The 15330-nt window shown below is 69.4% G+C and carries 16 protein-coding genes; 10 read left to right on the top strand and 6 right to left on the bottom strand.

What is annotated here, in order from left to right:
* The first annotated feature begins 104 nt into the window (after nucleotides 1–104).
* The 3 genes from WMF46_RS03925 to WMF46_RS03935 are packed head-to-tail and all read left to right on the top strand — an operon-like array spanning nucleotide 105 to nucleotide 3050.
* Nucleotides 105–1463 (top strand): iron-containing redox enzyme family protein, encoded by a 1359-nt coding sequence (locus tag WMF46_RS03925; RefSeq protein ID WP_437984364.1) that lies wholly within the window; start codon nucleotides 105–107, stop codon nucleotides 1461–1463.
* Nucleotides 1451–1783 (top strand): Rieske (2Fe-2S) protein, encoded by a 333-nt coding sequence (locus tag WMF46_RS03930; protein WP_437984365.1) that lies wholly within the window; start codon nucleotides 1451–1453, stop codon nucleotides 1781–1783. Before WMF46_RS03925 ends, WMF46_RS03930 begins: the two co-directional genes overlap by 13 nt.
* Nucleotides 1770–3050 (top strand): APC family permease, encoded by a 1281-nt coding sequence (locus tag WMF46_RS03935; protein ID WP_437984366.1) that lies wholly within the window; start codon nucleotides 1770–1772, stop codon nucleotides 3048–3050. Before WMF46_RS03930 ends, WMF46_RS03935 begins: the two co-directional genes overlap by 14 nt.
* A gap of 22 nt (nucleotides 3051–3072) precedes the next feature.
* On the opposite strand, the gene WMF46_RS03940 is transcribed toward WMF46_RS03935, so the two are convergent.
* Nucleotides 3073–3996, bottom strand: coding sequence for an RNA ligase family protein (locus WMF46_RS03940; RefSeq protein WP_437984367.1), 924 nt, complete (start codon nucleotides 3994–3996; stop codon nucleotides 3073–3075).
* Nucleotides 3997–4318: 322 nt separating this feature from the next.
* Here WMF46_RS03940 and WMF46_RS03945 point away from each other — a divergent pair, with 322 nt between their 5' ends.
* The gene (locus tag WMF46_RS03945) at nucleotides 4319–6232 is read left to right on the top strand and encodes a response regulator (protein ID WP_437984368.1); all 1914 of its coding nucleotides are present in this window, start codon (nucleotides 4319–4321) and stop codon (nucleotides 6230–6232) included.
* A 117-nt stretch (nucleotides 6233–6349) separates the two neighbouring features.
* On the opposite strand, the gene WMF46_RS03950 is transcribed toward WMF46_RS03945, so the two are convergent.
* On the bottom strand, nucleotides 6350–6718 hold the full coding sequence (locus WMF46_RS03950; RefSeq protein WP_437984369.1) for a hypothetical protein: 369 nt from the start codon (nucleotides 6716–6718) through the stop codon (nucleotides 6350–6352).
* A 28-nt stretch (nucleotides 6719–6746) separates the two neighbouring features.
* On the opposite strand from WMF46_RS03950, the gene WMF46_RS03955 reads away from it, so the two are divergent.
* Both WMF46_RS03955 and WMF46_RS03960 read left to right on the top strand, forming a co-directional pair.
* Nucleotides 6747–7094, top strand: a complete 348-nt coding sequence (locus WMF46_RS03955; RefSeq protein WP_437984370.1) for a hypothetical protein — start codon at nucleotides 6747–6749, stop codon at nucleotides 7092–7094.
* A gap of 244 nt (nucleotides 7095–7338) precedes the next feature.
* Nucleotides 7339–7845 (top strand): DUF1993 domain-containing protein, encoded by a 507-nt coding sequence (locus tag WMF46_RS03960; RefSeq protein ID WP_437984371.1) that lies wholly within the window; start codon nucleotides 7339–7341, stop codon nucleotides 7843–7845.
* Between the two features lie 139 nt (nucleotides 7846–7984).
* Here the strand turns inward: WMF46_RS03960 and WMF46_RS03965 are convergent, their stop codons facing one another.
* The 4 genes from WMF46_RS03965 to WMF46_RS03980 all read right to left on the bottom strand — a co-directional run bounded on the left by WMF46_RS03965 (nucleotide 7985) and on the right by WMF46_RS03980 (nucleotide 9827).
* Nucleotides 7985–8476 carry a UPF0262 family protein gene (locus tag WMF46_RS03965; RefSeq protein ID WP_437984372.1) on the bottom strand — a complete coding sequence of 164 codons (492 nt, stop codon included), beginning with the start codon at nucleotides 8474–8476 and terminating at the stop codon, nucleotides 7985–7987.
* 287 nt (nucleotides 8477–8763) lie between these two features.
* The gene (locus tag WMF46_RS03970; RefSeq protein WP_437984373.1) at nucleotides 8764–9051 is read right to left on the bottom strand and encodes a hypothetical protein; all 288 of its coding nucleotides are present in this window, start codon (nucleotides 9049–9051) and stop codon (nucleotides 8764–8766) included.
* The gene (locus WMF46_RS03975; RefSeq protein WP_437984374.1) at nucleotides 9035–9349 is read right to left on the bottom strand and encodes a hypothetical protein; all 315 of its coding nucleotides are present in this window, start codon (nucleotides 9347–9349) and stop codon (nucleotides 9035–9037) included. The genes WMF46_RS03970 and WMF46_RS03975 overlap by 17 nt, the downstream gene beginning before the upstream one ends.
* A gap of 76 nt (nucleotides 9350–9425) precedes the next feature.
* Entirely contained in the window at nucleotides 9426–9827 is a 402-nt protein-coding gene (locus WMF46_RS03980; protein ID WP_437984375.1) for a hypothetical protein, read from the bottom strand.
* Between the two features lie 467 nt (nucleotides 9828–10294).
* Here WMF46_RS03980 and WMF46_RS03985 point away from each other — a divergent pair, with 467 nt between their 5' ends.
* From WMF46_RS03985 to WMF46_RS04000, 4 genes are all read left to right on the top strand, one after another.
* Nucleotides 10295–11101, top strand: a complete 807-nt coding sequence (locus tag WMF46_RS03985) for a hypothetical protein (RefSeq protein WP_437984376.1) — start codon at nucleotides 10295–10297, stop codon at nucleotides 11099–11101.
* Between the two features lie 476 nt (nucleotides 11102–11577).
* Nucleotides 11578–13248, top strand: coding sequence for a DUF1592 domain-containing protein (locus tag WMF46_RS03990; RefSeq protein ID WP_437984377.1), 1671 nt, complete (start codon nucleotides 11578–11580; stop codon nucleotides 13246–13248).
* Nucleotides 13249–13370: 122 nt separating this feature from the next.
* A complete protein-coding gene (locus tag WMF46_RS03995; RefSeq protein ID WP_437987850.1) occupies nucleotides 13371–14609 on the top strand; it encodes a DUF1552 domain-containing protein in 1239 nt (412 codons plus the stop codon).
* Nucleotides 14610–14727: 118 nt separating this feature from the next.
* Nucleotides 14728–15222: a cupin domain-containing protein gene (locus WMF46_RS04000; RefSeq protein WP_437539753.1), complete on the top strand. Its 495-nt coding sequence runs from the start codon at nucleotides 14728–14730 to the stop codon at nucleotides 15220–15222.
* Nucleotides 15223–15330 lie beyond the last annotated feature (108 nt).

Genomic DNA, 15330 nt, shown 5'->3' on the forward strand with positions numbered 1-15330 from the left:
GGCTCGACGGCTCGCGGCGCGCTCTCGAGCCGACGGAGGGAGGTGCAGGTCCCCAGCGGGAACCTGTCGCTGTCCGGCAATCCGCAGAAGACAGCCGCGAGCAGTTGCGCGCTTATGCATGTGCTCCGCTCTTCGGTCAGCCCAGCGGCTTTCGCATCGACGGCAACCCCTACCGGCGCCCCGTGCGCCCGCAGGACGTTGACCAGCTCGACCTCTCGCGAACGCTCACCCAGGATGGGCTCTCCTCGCAGGGCGCCCTGCTCGCGCAGCGGCTTCTGATGAACGTCTATGAACAGGAGCTTCTGTTCCTGCCCGAGGGCGGCTTCTCGCGCGTGGCGTCGGATTTCCAGGCGTTCTACTCGGATGAGCACAAGGTGGCGGGCGAGCGGGTGCGCCACCTCCTCGAGCGGCACCTCTTCGGCTTCCTCGACGAGGAGATCGACGTGTCCGGCCGCTGGAACGAAGGCGCGATGTGCGCGTACCTGTCGACGCGCATCACGGCCATCACCAGCGCCGAGGAGAGCGCGGTGACGACGGCCATCGAGCGCGCGCGTGACGCGCGGCCGGCGGCGGACCTCTTCCTGGTCCAGGCTGCGTCGGACTTCCTCTCGGAGGCCTCGGCCATGGCGCGCAACGTGATGGGCAATTACGGCGCTCCGCTGTCGGAGCTGTTCAAGGTGCTGGTCGACGAGTACGGCTATGGCGTGCACCAGGAGAAGCACAGCAGCCTGTTCGAGGCGACCCTCGACAGCCGGGGCCTGTCGCGAGACGTGCACGCGTACTGGCAGTATTACCTGCCCTCGTCGATCTCGCTGGTCAACTACTTCCACATGGTCTCCCGCGGGCACGCCCACTTCTTCAGATATCTCGGCGCCTTGCTCTACACGGAGGCGACGCTCGCCTGGGCGAACGGCCTGCAATCGCGCACGCTGCGCCGCCTCTTCCCGGAAGCCATCGACACACGCTACTTCGACGAGCACGTACACATCGACGTCCATCACGGCCGCATGGCGCTGGAGAAGATCATCCTGCCCGTGGTGCGGCGGTGCGGAGAGCAGATCATCCCGCAGATCGTGCGCGGCTTCGAGGAGTTCGCGCTGCTCCAGGACCTGGCGGACGCCGACATCATCGCGCAGATCGAGTTCTCCGATCGCGCGGAAGAGCATCGCGCGCGGGCGTGCGCCTTGCTCGCCGACCCGGATCGCGCCGTCGATCGGGCTCTCCAGCGTTTCGACGAGCCCAGGGGCACGCTGAGCGTGCCCCACGTCCACGATGAAGACGAGCTCTTCTTCGTCGACGACGGAGGGCTCGACTTCGTGACATCGCCCGGGCAGCGCCTCCACCTCGGGGCGGGACAGGGCATCCTCATCCCCAGGGGGCGACTGCACGGCTCGCTCGTCACGTCCGAGAGGTGCCGCTATTCGACGCTCACGCTCGAGAGGGGAGCGCCATGCGCGTCGTGAAATTCAAGGCCGACGAGCGCATGCTCTTCTATGTCGGCGAAGAGCCCTACTTCCTGCTCAGGATCGGGCGTGGCCGCCATCTCCTGTGCCCCAGCAGGTGCCCGCACCGCGGCGGACCGCTCCACCTGGGCCGGCGCGCCGGCACGAACGGCGCCCTCACCTGCCCCTGGCACGACGCTTCGTTCTCCCCCTCGACCCTCGCGCGCCGCGCCGTACCGGCGGTGCGGCGCGGAGACGAGATCGCCGCGGTCTTCCCGCTCGGCGACGAGGCGCCTGTCCGTGTCCGGCACTGCAGGGTCCTCGCCAATGAATCCCAATAGCCTCCGCAAGACGATCGGCATCTATGGAGCCGTCACGCTCGCCGTCGGCGTCGTGGTCGGCGCCGGGATGCTCTCGCTCCCTGGCCTCGTGTACCGCGAGGCGGGCGGCTGGGCGCCGCTCTCCTGGCTGCTCGATGCCCTGCTGGTGATCCCGCTGCTCATCGCCATGACCCACCTCGCGCGCCGCTTCCCCTCGGCGGGCGGCGTGGCCGGCTTCGTGGGAGAGGCGTTCCCGTCCCTGCGGCTCGGGTGCAGCTACCTCCTGGTCGGCACCTTCTCGCTCGGCCTGCCGGCGATCGCGATCACGGGCGGCAACTACCTGGCATCGGCGCTCGGCCCCGGCGACACCGATGCGCTGCGGCTCGCCGGCGCCGGGCTCGGGGCGCTCTTCCTCCTCGCCGTCCTCGCGTTCGCGTGGCTTGGGGCGCGCACGGCGTCGGCGCTGCAGAACGTGGTCGTGACCGCGCTGGTCCTGGTCCTCTGCCTGCTCGGCGTGCTCGCGGCGCTGAACTGGCATCGCATCGACTTCTCGGCCGGCGCGCCGTCGCCGCGCGGCGTGTGGAACGGCATGGCCCTCGCGTTCTTCGCCTTCACCGGCTGGGAGATGCTGGCCTTCACCACCGAGGAGTTCAAGAACCCCCGCCGCGACTTCCCCCTGGCCGTGGCCATCAGCTTCGTGATCGTGCTGTTGCTCTACCTCGGCGCCGCGTTCGCCGTGCAGGCGCTCGTCGATCTGGACGATCCGCTGCTCGCCTACGCGCCGCTGCTCGTCGCGATCGAGCGCGGCACAGGCGCGGAGACATCGCTCCTCGGAGCCATCGTGGTGTCGGCCATCGTCCTCGTGAACCTGAACGGCGCCTGCTGGGCCGCGTCGAGGCTCATCTACGACATCGGGCGCCAGGGCTGGGCGCCGAGGCGCCTCGGCTTGACCAGGCTCTCCGGGGCGCACGCCACGCCGCGCCCGGCGGTGCTGGCGCTCGCCGCGCTCTTCGCCGGCGTCATCGGAGTGGCCGCCACCGGGCTGCTGAGCCTGGATGACCTCCTGCGGCTCTCGGGGCAGAACTTCTTCCTTCTCTACACGCTCGCGGTCGTCGCCTATCTACGACTCGCCACGTCGCGCGGCGCCCGGGTGTTCGGCGTCGTGGCCCTGCTGGCCTGTCTGATCTTCATGCGCGTCTTCGGCTGGGGGCTGCTCTATGCCGCGGGGCTCTTCGCGCTGCCCTACGCGGTGCGCGCCGCCTCGGCGCGCTGGCTCGCTGCGCGCTGATCGAGCGCTCGGCGCCGCGGGCTCAGAGCAGCTGCCCCGCGACGGCGGCCCGGACGGCGCGCTCGAGCGCCTCGCCGTCCTCGGGCGAGAGGGCGCGCATCGCGCCGGGGAACGCCGCCTCGAGGTCCACGAGCACGTCGAGGGCCGCCTCCTCGTCGACGGCCGCCCGATCGTGGCGCCCCACCTTCGAGGCGGCGGACGCGAGGCGCGGGCCGTTCACGAGCCGCTCCCCCCAGCGGATCAGCGTGGTGAGGTCGACCGGGCGTTCCGGGTCCCACGGCGCGCTCTCGTCGAAGCGGTCCTCGCGCATCTCGGCGATCTTGCGCTTCAAGGCCATGTAGGCCCCGGCCGGCATGCGGACGTCGGGCTTGGCCACCAGCCCCTCCGCGAGGTTCTCCGGGCCGAGGGGCGGCAGCCCCAGGGCGGACGCGACGCGCGACGGGAAGCGCTCGGGCACGGCGGCGATCTCCACCTTGCGCCCCCGGGCGAGCAGCGGGGGCATCATGAGCCCCGCCGCGGCGGCGATCGGGGCCGCCTCGCTCCAGGCCAGGAAGGCGTCCTCGCCGGCATCGACCGCGCGCAGCTCGAAGGGCGCCCACCGCAGGTCGGGCGCGTACCAGACCCCGGTCTGCACCGGGCTCACGCCGCCCGAGGGCACGTCCGGATGCGGGTAGCCGCCGCCGAAGAGCTCGCCGTAGAGGACGAGCCGCGCCGCGCCGACCGCCGCGTGCGCCGCGCGGGCGGCGTCCCGGAGCGACGCGCGCAGCAGCTGCCAGCCGAAGAAGGGGTCCTCGTCCCGGAGCCACTCCTTGCGCTTGCCGAAATGGACGCCGGCCGCGTCCACGCCGATCACGAGCTGCGCGCCGTGGATCTTCTCGAGCGCGACCCAGGTCGGAGCGTCGCTCGCGCCCAGGCACGGCATCTTCGGGAAGAGGAGGAACTCCATTTCCGGCGACGATAGCGCCGATGGCGCGGTCCGCGGACGCCGGCGTGCTGGTCGAATCTGGACAGGGAGCGGGGAGGCAGGGAGAAAAAACTTAATAAATCTCCCTGTCTCCCCGTCTCCCTGTGATCTTTCTCGGGCAAAGTTGACCACCACCGACGCCGGAATGGTGCGTTGAATGGTGCGTTGCGTCGTCCGCGGCGGAGGAGCGCGGCAATCCCGGCTCCGCCCGCGCTGCGAGCCGCCGGCGCGGCGAGGGCGGCGAGGGCGCGAGGCGCTTGATTCCCGGAAAGCGTTGGCGTTCCTTAGCCATCAGGGGGTCACCATGTCCGCTGAACCCAGCCGGGCGCCGCCTGCGCCTTGCTTTCGCCTCCTGCTGATCGAGGACAGCGCCATCGCGGCCTCCGTCGTGCAAAGCCACCTCGACGCCGTGCCGTGGCAGCGCGCCGAGCTCGCGCACGAGGAGACGCTCGCCGCCGGGCTCGCGCGCGTGAACGAGGGGTGGGATGTCGTCCTCCTCGACCTCTCCTTGCCCGATGGCGAGGGCCTCGAGGTGGTCGAGCGGGTGCGGGCGGTGGACCCCCATGTGCCCATCGTGGTGCTGACGGGCCACGACGACGTCCGCCTCGCGGAGCGCGCGCTCGGCGCGTCGGTTCAGGATTACCTCGTGAAGCGGGGCCTCGACGCGGACACGCTGTGGCGAGCCATCCGCTATGCGGTCAGCCGCCAGCAGCTCCTGACGCAGCTCGCGCGGGCGATGGCCGAGGCCCGCGAGAACGAGGCCAACCTGCACCAGCTCATCGCCCGGAGCGCCGACGGGGTGATCGTGCTGGATCCCTCCGGGACGGTGCTCTTCGCGAACCCCGCCGCGGAGTCGCTGCTGGGCGACGGGCGCCCCGTCGCCGGGCGGAGCTGCCCCGCGGCGCTCTGCGCCGGCGAGACGAGCCTGCAGATCGGAGGGCAGCAGGTCGTCCTCGACGTTCGCTGGGTCGACGTGGACTGGCAGGGGCGCCCCTCGCGCATGGCGCTCCTGCGCGACGTGACCGGGCGGCGCCGCGCCGAGGAGCTGAGGTCACGGCTCGAGCGCAGCGAGCGGCTGGCCGCGGTCGGCCAGCTCGCGGCGGGCGTGGCCCACGAGATCAACAATCCTCTCGCGTACGTGGTGGCCAACCTCGAGCTGCTCGCCCGCGAGGTGCGGCGGCTGGCCGGCAAGGGCGTCGCCACCGAGCACCTCGCCCAGCCGCTCGCGGACGCCCGCCAGGGCGCCGCGCGGGTGGTGGACATCGTCGGGGATCTCGGGGTGTTCGCGCGCGCGGAGGCGAACGAGGCGATCGGGCCGACCGACGTCAACGCGGTGATCGAGAGCGCGCTCAACATCGTGCATTCCCAGATGAAGCACCGCGCGCGGGTCGTGCGCGAGCTCGCCTCGGTCGCGCCCGTGAGCGGCGCGGAGGGGCGCCTGACGCAGGTGTTCGTCAACCTGCTCATCAACGCGGCGCAGTCGATCCGGGAGGGGCGGGTCGCCGACAACGTCGTCGAGGTGCGGACCCGCGATCAGGGCCGGGAGGTCGTCGCGGAGATCGTGGACTCCGGCTGCGGCGTGCCCGAGGAGCACATGCACAGGCTGTTCGAGCCGTTCTTCACCACGAAGCGCGCGGGGGAGGGGACGGGGCTCGGACTCGCGATCTGCCGCAACATCGTGGAGTCGTGCGGCGGAACCATCGGCGTCAGCAGCGAGGCCGGCGTCGGCACCTGCGTCCGCGTCCGGCTGCCCGCCTGGGCGAGCGCCGAGCTGGCCCCTCGCCGCGCGTCGCCCGCGCCCGCGCGGGATGATGAGGAGCCGGCGCGGCGCGCCCGGATCCTGATCGTGGACGACGAGCCCCTCCTCCTGCGCGCGCTGCGCGGGCTCCTCGAGGCGTCGCACGAGGTCGTTTGCGCGCGCTCGGGCAGAGAGGCCCAGAGGACGCTCCGGCTGGACGCAAACTTCGATGTCGTGCTCTGTGATATCGTGATGCAGGAGGGCACGGGGATAGAGCTTTACGAGTGGCTCGAGGCGGAGCTGCCGGCGCTCGTCGACCGGGTGCTGTTCATGACCGGAGGGGGCACGAGCGAGGTGAGCAGGCGGTTCCTCTCGGCCCACGGGGGACGCGTGCTGCCAAAGCCGATCAATCCGGCGGAGCTGCTCCGGCGGATCGATGCGCTGCTGGAGGCGAGAGCGGCAGAGCCCGAGAGGATGTAGCGGCGGGCCGGGGTGGGGAAGTGGGGAATCGGCGCCGGTCAGGAAGTGGGGAATCGGCGCCGGCCTCCTGCGCGTAATTGGCCGCGCGCCGCGCGCCGCGCGATGCGCGGCGCGGGCTCACGTCCCGCCGCAGGCCTCGTACTCCGCCTTGCACGAGTCCGCGCCCGCCTGCTGCACGCACGCCCTGCAGTCCGCCGCGATGCCCTGGCCGGCGCACTCCCTCTCGCACTCGTCGGCGCACACGCCCGTCGCGCAGACGCAGGCGATGAGCGCGTCCGTCTCGGGATCTTGCAGGGGATCGGTGTTCGGATCGCAGCCTTGCACGCACGCACAGCAGATGCCGTCGCCAGGGCAGCAGCCGTCGCTGCGCCCGAGCGGACAGCGGCAGGCGCCGCCGCCTTGCTCCATGCACGGCCCGTAGCCGCTGCCGTCGGCGAGGCACGTCGCGACGCCCGGCGCGCCGACGGCGTGACAGGTGCAGGACATGGTCTCGCCAGGAGCGCAGCTTGCGCCCGTGGCCGAGCTGGAGGTCGTCGAACTGGCGCTCGCCGAGCTGGAGGTCGTCGAACTGGCGCTCGCCGAGCTTTCGCTCGTCGAGCTGGCGGCCGACCCGCCGCTCCCGGTCGGCTCCGGATCGGTCGTCGAGGAGCCGCATGCGGTCGCCAGCGCAGCCGTGAACAAGCCGAGGAAAAGGATGTGTCGCATCGGCGCCCCCTATAGCCTGCCGCCCCCGCGGCCGTCGAGGGCCATCACGGCGCGCTCCGTCGCGCTCCCTCCCCGGCACCGAGCCGCTCGCCGCGGCACCCCGTCATCCAATCACATTCGTCAATGCTCTTTACATTACTTCACGAGCGCGTCATGACGCGGAGCGCCCCGCGGGCGTGTCCTCAGCGCCGGAGTCCATGGATCAGCGTGAACGAGGGCCGTGCTCGGGCGCTCGGGGGTCGCGGGCGGCCCCTGCGTGAGAGGGCGTGCTTGCCTGGCGGGCAGGATGCCCTATGTTCGCGCCTGCTCGCGTCCCCGCCGGGGGGTGCGCCGGCGCCGCGCCGCGTGCGCCGTGCGGGGAACGCGCTGCCTGAACCGTGCGATAGCAAGGAGATGAGAAGATGACGATCTCGATGTATCAGGCCTCGGTCCCGGTGCTCGTCAGGATGCTCGGCAACCTCTCGGTGATCCTCACCAAGGCCGCCGCGTACGCCGAGGCGAAGAAGATCGAGCCTCGCGTCCTGCTCGACGCGCGCCTCGCCCCGGACATGCTCTCGCTCACGCGCCAGGTGCAGATCGCCTCCGACTCGGCCAAGGGCTGTGGAGCGCGGCTGGCGGCCGTGGACCTGCCGAAGTACGAGGACAACGAGGCCAGCTTCGACGACCTACAGGCCCGCATCGCCAAGACCGTCGCGTTCCTGAACAGCCTCCGGCCCGAGCAGATCGACGGCTCCGAGGACCGCGATGTCACCATCCCGACGCGCGATCAGCCGCTGCAGTTCAAGGGCCTGGTTTACCTGCTGAACTTCGTGCTGCCCAACTTCTATTTCCACGTGACGACCGCCTACGCGATCTTGCGCCACAACGGGCTCGAGGTCGGCAAGCTAGACTTCCTAGGCGCCCGCTGATCGAGCAGCGGTAACCCGCTGCGGATACGGGCCCACCTCGACGTTTTCGGTGCTCAGCGCACGGGAGTGCGCTTCCGCGCCGAAAACGCCGATCTGGGCCCGTCTCCTGTGCGGGTGACCGCCGCTCGTCGTCGTTTCGCTACCGCGCGCGCCTCGGATCGTGGTGATGTGCTGGGAGCGGGCCGAGCCGCGTGGTGTCGACGAGGAGCGAGACGACGAGCGAGAAGAAGCGGCGGCGCGTCTCGAAGCTCGGGCTCAGGTCGGGGAGGAGGGCGCCTATCCGCCTTGCGCCGGCGTCGTGGAGGACGCGCTTGGCCATGTCGATGGGCTCGATGTGGGCGGGGTAGAGGTCGCCCCCGGAGAGCTTTTGGATGAGGCCCACGTACTCGCCCACGAGCGGCGCGACCTCCGCCCGGGCGAGGGCGAGGGTGTCTGCCGAGGGGGAGCTCCCGGTGAAGACGAAGTGGAGGTCTCTGTCGTCGCAACCGGCGACGAGGGTGCAGGGCTCGCGCGAGGGCCAGGGCGGCTCGCCGGAGACGATATCGATCGTGAGCGTGCGCCACTCCTGCCTGCGGAGCGGCGAGGAAATCGACCAGAGGCGCTCTTCGATTCGGATGGCATGGACGGGCATATGGGCTGAGCTCAGTGTAGCGCTCACTCCTCACGGTTGTAACCGCTCACCGTCGGCCACCGAGGAAATCGACAGAACTCCATAAACTACATATTGTCCGTATTTGGCCCGGTGCACGATCGTCGCCGGGACCCTCGAACGCCCAGGATAGAATTTCGCCGCAACCTCTGCCTCGTCACGCCGAGCGACCGCCGGAATACGCGCAGCGCTTGGCGCGCGAGGGCGAACCGCGGCATCGCCATGGGGCTCCTCGTGTGTGGCACAAGGCCCGTATCGCGACGGCAGCGCTAGAAATCCCTCACCAGGATCCAGAGATACCTTGGGGATGGGAAGCGCTGCGCGATGACGTCGATCTCCGCTGGATCCGCGCCATGGGCGTAGCTCGCGCTGGAGATCTGCCGGAGCTCATCGGGCGATACGCCGCTCCAGGCTTCCAGGCCTGGCATCCGCGTAGCAGGCTCCCGCCCGAGGACCTGTCGAGCGCGCTCGAGCGTCAAGTTGCCGCCGAGGGAGCGGCTACAAACAACGGCAGCGTTGTCTGGGTCCACGATGAGCAGGTCAAGGTCGGTAGGCATGGTTCGAGTCGGCGTAGTAGAGGCTCACGCGGGTCGAGGCGCCTGCCGCGAAGAGCTCTCGCACGAGATCAAGGGTCTCCGATCGATGCTCGGGATCGGCGTCGTGGGCGACGAGGTCTTCTGCCTCCTCCGGGGTCAGCGCGCCCCACGAGACGACCGATCCACCTTCGAAATCAGGTGGGCGTGAGAAGCACGAGCGTGTCGTCTCCAGCGGAATGACCAGCTCGAACCGGTCAACGAGGCGGCCCTGGGCGTCGAGCGACACGAGCATGGCGAAATCTCTGAAGTCTATGGCCATGGGAGTGACCCAGATCTGCCCGACGTGCCGCTATCGAGCCGCGGCGTTTGCTTCAGCAGCTTGTCGGGCGGCGACGTCACGCCAGGATGCTCCTTGTGCACGAGTGGAGCGCTTCGGGGAACGACGACATCGTCTGCTTGAGTGAATGACCCCGGGCGATGCACTCGAACGTCTCGTCGTGGAAGGCAAGCAAGTAGTGTCGATACTGCTTCCACCAATCTGGATCGTACTCGCTGTGAACCGAGTTGATCTTCATCAGCTCGGCGATCCATCGAGACCTCTCGACGATGTGCGCAGCATACGCCACCAGCCCGCGGCCGTGCAGGGGATGTCCGTGGAGCACCTCGTCATTCGGTGAACCGAACTTGTGGGCGAGGCATCGCTCGAATTCGACGATGGCGATCAGGCGCAGGTCGGCGCTGGTGGGATCGACCACGGTCGCATACGAGCCGTCCCACGCGGGGTCAGGTTCGCGCATGTTGTAGACGACGAGAGTTCTGGAGCTCGACGAGAGAACATGCGGGAGTGGGGCGCCGACATCCCAAGGATGCTGCCAGGGGATCTCGACGGCACACTCCTCCCCGGTCGCGCGGGCGAGATCTCGCTCGAGCGAGATGCACTTGTCGTGCGCGGTTCGGTAACGTGCCCATCCCCCGTCTCCGCGTTTTCCGGAGAGCGCAGCGGCTGCAGCCGACAGCTCCTCGCGGGCAGCGTCCAGGCTGCGCCTTACATCTTCGACGACCAGGTCTGTCGATTCAGGCGCTCTGGGTGAACTCACGCACAGAAGGTCTCACGGATCGGCGCTGCGCCGCAAGTCCCGGGTGTCCCCCCGCGCCGTAGGGGAGATCCGTCCAACGCCGGCGGCCGTTGCAGCCTTTTCGGGGTGCCAAGGCTGCGGCGGGGGCCGCGGTGGACCGCGCCCGCGGGGTGGTGGTAGGAGAAGATATGGCGAAGAGGCGTGCAGCATGGATGTGCGCGGCGTGGACGCTCACAGCCGGTGGATGCACCACGCTCGTGGGGCTGGACGACGGCTACCACCTGGTGGAAGGAGCGGGCGGCGAGGCGGGCGCGGGTGGTGAGGCCGGCGCGGGCGCGGGCGGGGGCGAGGTGGTCGTCCCCGCCGACGTCGAGCTGATCGACGACATGGAAGACGGCGACAGCGCCATCGATGAGGCGGGTGGCAGGGTCGGCTACTGGTACAGCTTCAATGATGGGACGGGCACGCAGACTCCCCCGGTCTACACGGAAGAGAATCCCGTCGGGTTCATCCCGGAGGCGCTCGCGGAGCCGCGCGGCGAGAGCACGATGGCGATGCACTCGTTCGGATCCGGCTTCACCGAGTGGGGCGCCGGGTTCGGCTTCGCCCTGAACGGCCCCGACGGGGGTCTGCTCGCCTACGACGCGTCGGCGTACAGCGGTATCGTGTTCTGGGCCAAGCTCGGCAAAGCGAGCGCGGCGACGACCATGAAGGTCAACATCACGGACAAGACCTCCGACCCCGCGGGCGGCATCTGCGATGAATCGGGAGAGGACGTGGCCAATCCGTGCTTCGACGACTGGTCCTTCAACGCGCGCCTCGGCACGGCGTGGGCCCAGGTCGTGATCCCCTTCGAGCAGTTCGCGCGCGGCGGCGAGGGCGCCGAACCCACGGCCGATGCCATCGACCTCACAGGGCTCTTCGCGATCGAGTTCGGGTTCGTGCAAGGCGAGGAGTTCGACGTCTACATCGACGATGTCGGCTTCTACAGGTGATCGCGTGAGGGGAGGCCCCTCGGCGGCGCGGCGCTGGGATCGCGCGCGCTCAGCGAGACGCGCCGAGGTGATCCTGGACCACGCCGTCGTCCAGGCGTCAAAATCGTTGATAGTTGAACTATCTGCTCTCGGCAGTGCTGTGCGGCGAGGCGCCGCGCGCAGCTACCGTCGAGGTTCAAAAACGCGACGGCAGTAGATAAAATGGGTGGGTTGGTGGGTCGTTGGGGCACAAAAGTGTTCGCAATCGACCTCTGCCGTGAGCCGGACGGGACAGGTTCTGGTACATAATATCAAATCGGCGCTGTTGAGTCGCAGCGTCGGGAACCCGTGCAGGTGCCGATCCATGTGGTCGGCGCTCGCACCAACTCGTGCCTTCCTTCGGGCGCGGCGTGGAGAACACGGTGAACCCCGAGCAAAACACGCATCGCTGGCCTCTCGAGCTTTTCGGCTCACAACTCAGGTACGCTGCGCCGCTCTTGCTCGCGTTCGTCGCGGCTTGCAACGGCCAGATCGGCGGGCCCGGCCAGTCCACGGGGCCTGGCACGGGCCCCGGCGGGGACGAGCCCGGGATCGTGGAGCCCCCGGAAGACGTGCTGGATTCGGCGTTCTGCCAGACGCCGAGGCCCGGTACGGCGCCGCTCCGCCGTCTCAGCAATTACGAGTACGCCAACACGGTGAAGGATCTCTTCTCCGGCGTCCCGGGCGTGGCCTCCGCCGTCGACAAGGTGGTCGCCACATTTCCGAACGAGTCCGAGTCGCTCGGCTTCCGCAACAACGCGAGCTTCTTGAACGTCGGCTCGCTCGTCGCGCAGAAGTTCCTCGACGCCGCGGAGGAGGTCGCCGCTGTCGCGGCCCACGCTTCGGGCCTCGTCTCCTGCGATCCGGAGGAGATCGGCGAGATCGAGTGCGCGCGCGACTTCATCCGCACCTTCGGCGCCAGGGCGTACCGCCGGCCGCTCACGGAAGCCGAGGTCCAGAGTTACGAGGAGCGCTTCACCGCAGGATCGGACGGGTACACCTTCGACGACGGCATCGAGTGGGTTGTCTTCAGCATGCTGCAGTCGCCGAACGTGCTCTATCGCGTCGAGCTCGGCCAGGCGAGCACGGGGGACGTCACCGAGCCCACGCCGCACGAGATGGCCTCGCGGCTCTCGTACCTGGTCTGGCAGTCGCAGCCGGACGAGGAGCTCACGCGGGCGGCGGAGGCGGACGAGCTCGGCACGCCGGAGCAGCTCGAAGCCCAGGTGCGGCGCATGCTGGCCGATCCCAGGGCCGAGCGCTTGCTCGAGTACTTCGACCAGTGGCTCGACACCGACATGCTGAGCAGCATGAACCGCGATCCGGAGGTGTATCCGGACCTCTCGCGCGACCTGCCCGCCTTGCTGCGAGAGGAGACGCGCGCGTTCGTGCAGGACCTGCTCGCGAGCCCGAGCGGCTCGCTCGACGACCTCTTCGCCGCCGACTACAGCTTCGTGAACGGCGCGCTCGCGCAGCACTACGGCGTGAGCGGGGTGAGCGGCGACGATTTCATCAAGGTCGACATGCCTGGCCGCTCGGGCGTGCTGACCCAGGGCATGATGCTCACGCGCGACAAGGCGACGCGCACCTCGATCGTCCGCCGCGGCCTCAAGGTGCGCACCGATCTCCTGTGCCAGATCGTGCCCGCGCCGCCCAACGACGTGAAGCTCGATCTCGAGGGCCTGGGAGAGGGGCTCTCGCAGCGCGAGCGCCTCGAGCTCCACCGCACCGAGCCGAGCTGCGCGGGGTGCCACGCGCTGATGGATCCCATCGGCGTTGTGTTCGAGTCGTTCGACGCCGTGGGCCGCCCCCGCGCCACGGACGAGGCCGGCAGGCCGATCGACACCTCGAGCGCCATCTCGAGCACGCGCGACGTCAACGGCCCTGTGGCGAACGCCGCCGAGCTGGGCCAGCGCCTCGCGCAGAGCGAGGAGGCGCGCGCCTGCTACGTGCTGCAAAATTTCCGCTTCTTCTACGGTCGCGACAAGACAGACGCCGATCGCTGCTCGATGGCGTCGCTCTCGCTCGCGTTCAAGGACAGCGGTTACAGCCTGTCCGAGCTCCTGGTCGCGCTCACGCAGACCGACGCCTTCCGCTACCGCCCCGTCATCGTCCCGGAGAAACAATGAAACCTCTGAGCCGCCGTACCTTCCTGCGTGGCGCATCCGGAGTTGCGCTCGCGCTCCCGTTCCTCGATGCGATGCGTTCGAGCCGCGCGCGAGCCCAGACGACGCCGTCCCCGCGCCGTATCATGTTCGTGTTCCAGGCGAACGGCGATGAGACGGAGAGGCGCTTCGACGCCCGCGGCGAGACGAGCTTTCAGCTCGGCGAGTTCCTCGCCCCGCTCGAGCCGTACCGCGAGGATCTCCTCTTTCTCAACAACCTGCACAAGCGCTTCTACGATCTGCCGGAGTCCGAGCGGGCCGACAACCACCAGCAGGGCGGCAGCTCGCTCGCTCCGTGGAAGTCCGGCACCGGGTCGTTCCCCATCGGCGGCACCGAGACCACCATCGGTTACGTGGAGGGGCCGAGCGCCGACTATGCGATCGGCGGTCGCGTGCTGGAAGCCAACGAGAGCGTCGCGCACCGGCACCTCGTGTACCGCGTCGGGGACAAGTGGAACGACATCTGGAACACGCACTCCCACGCGGGGCCCGCGGGCGATCAGAACCCGATCCCGCCGGAGACCGACCCGTACGAGGCCTACGCCCGGATCTTCGCCGCCATGCCCGGCGACGGGGGCGCGCAGCAAGAGGTGCTGAGGCGCCTGGCGAAGAAGCAGTCGGCCATCGATCTGGTGCGCGAAGAGGGCAACTCCCTCCTCACCCGGGTCGGCGCCGAGGACCGCGCCAAGATCCAGCAGCACCTCGACGCGATGCGCGACGTCGAGCGCGCGCTCCAGGCCGGCAACGGCGCGGCCGCCTGCGTGCAGACCCCGCTCGGCGAGAGGATCAACCCCTACGCCGACGAGAACCACGCGATCATGGGCGAGCTGTTCTTCAAGATCAGCGCCCTCGCGTTCGCCTGCGATCTGACGCGCGTGGTGCATTTCAACTGGAGCGGCAACACCAGCAACCGCGTCTACTCGAACCTGGGCCTCAGCGATGGGCACCACGACATCTCGCACAACAGCGACGACGACTCGTTCGCCAAGGTGCGCAAGATCCACAGGCACCTCTGGGAGCAGAACACGAAGCTCTACGAGATCTTGAAGAACACGAGCGACGGCGACGGCACGCTCTGGGATCATACGCTCGTCGTGCACTGGAACGAGCTCGGGCAGGGCGACAGCCACAGCATCGAGGACAGCCTGGTCGTCTTCGCGGGCAAGGCCCACGACCACTTCCGGCGCGGTCGGCTGATGGATTTCCGCGGCGATCGCTCCTTCGCCGACATGCTCGTGAGCTGCTTCCACTACATGGGCTTCGAGGACGTCAAGAGCTTCGGCGAGGGCGTCCTGAACACCGGGGGCGCCCTGCCGCTCACCTGAGCAGGCGCCGCCTCCCGTCGGCGGCGCGGAACGCAGCGCATGGGGCGCCCCGGCTGCGGGCGCGCTCCGTACGCTTTTCCAGGTGAGCGCTCGGCCCACGGGTGCTTCACTGGGCGGCATGTCGATCATCCAGCCTTGTTTCGATCGGTCGGTCGTCGTCCGTGGCGCTGACGCTGAGATCGTCGGCTCTCCCGCCGCGCGGATCCAGCTCCTCGCGGACAGCAGCGCGACGGGCGGAGCCCTCTCCACCGTGCGTGTGACGCTCGCGAAGGACGCGGACGGCGCGCGGCCCCATCGTCACGACGCCTCGGCCGAGATGTTCTATGTGCTCGACGGCGCCGTGCAGGTCCTCTCGGGGAGCGACATCGTGACGGCCGAGAAGGGCGATCTCCTCGTGGTCCCTCCGCGGGTCGCCCACGCGTTCGCCGCCGCGCGCGGCAAGGGCGCAGAGCTCCTTGTCGTCATCACGCCAGGGGTCGAGCGCTTCGACTACTTTCGCAAGTTGACGCGTATCGCGTACGGCGAGGAGCCGCCCGAGACCTTGCGCGACGTGCAGGAGCTCTACGATACGTACTTCCTGAGCAGCCCAGAATGGGAGACGGCGCGCCGATGAGCGGGCTTTCGGCCGAATCGATGTCTCCCGGGGGGTAGACCGCATCGGCCGCTGGGGCGCTCGGCGACGCCGGCTTCGTAGGGTATTTCAAGCCAAGGTCCGGGTAGC

The sequence above is a fragment of the Sorangium sp. So ce117 genome (genome assembly GCF_051524395.1).
Lineage (GTDB): Bacteria > Myxococcota_A > Polyangia > Polyangiales > Polyangiaceae > Sorangium > Sorangium cellulosum_B.

Bases quoted from the DNA above. Each gene is read 5' to 3' on its own strand.
- WMF46_RS03930 (WP_437984365.1), top strand. From the start codon at position 1,451: ATGCGCGTCGTGAAATTCAAGGCCGACGAGCGCATGCTCTTCTATGTC.
- WMF46_RS03935 (WP_437984366.1), top strand. From the start codon at position 1,770: ATGAATCCCAATAGCCTCCGCAAGACGATCGGCATCTATGGAGCCGTC.
- WMF46_RS03940 (WP_437984367.1), bottom strand. From the start codon at position 3,996: ATGGAGTTCCTCCTCTTCCCGAAGATGCCGTGCCTGGGCGCGAGCGAC.
- WMF46_RS03945 (WP_437984368.1), top strand. From the start codon at position 4,319: ATGTCCGCTGAACCCAGCCGGGCGCCGCCTGCGCCTTGCTTTCGCCTC.
- WMF46_RS03950 (WP_437984369.1), bottom strand. From the start codon at position 6,718: ATGTCCTGCACCTGTCACGCCGTCGGCGCGCCGGGCGTCGCGACGTGC.
- WMF46_RS03960 (WP_437984371.1), top strand. From the start codon at position 7,339: ATGACGATCTCGATGTATCAGGCCTCGGTCCCGGTGCTCGTCAGGATG.
- WMF46_RS03965 (WP_437984372.1), bottom strand. From the start codon at position 8,476: ATGCCCGTCCATGCCATCCGAATCGAAGAGCGCCTCTGGTCGATTTCC.
- WMF46_RS03970 (WP_437984373.1), bottom strand. From the start codon at position 9,051: ATGCCTACCGACCTTGACCTGCTCATCGTGGACCCAGACAACGCTGCC.
- WMF46_RS03975 (WP_437984374.1), bottom strand. From the start codon at position 9,349: ATGGCCATAGACTTCAGAGATTTCGCCATGCTCGTGTCGCTCGACGCC.
- WMF46_RS03980 (WP_437984375.1), bottom strand. From the start codon at position 9,827: ATGCGCGAACCTGACCCCGCGTGGGACGGCTCGTATGCGACCGTGGTC.
- WMF46_RS03985 (WP_437984376.1), top strand. From the start codon at position 10,295: ATGGCGAAGAGGCGTGCAGCATGGATGTGCGCGGCGTGGACGCTCACA.
- WMF46_RS03995 (WP_437987850.1), top strand. From the start codon at position 13,371: ATGTTCGTGTTCCAGGCGAACGGCGATGAGACGGAGAGGCGCTTCGAC.
- WMF46_RS04000 (WP_437539753.1), top strand. From the start codon at position 14,728: ATGTCGATCATCCAGCCTTGTTTCGATCGGTCGGTCGTCGTCCGTGGC.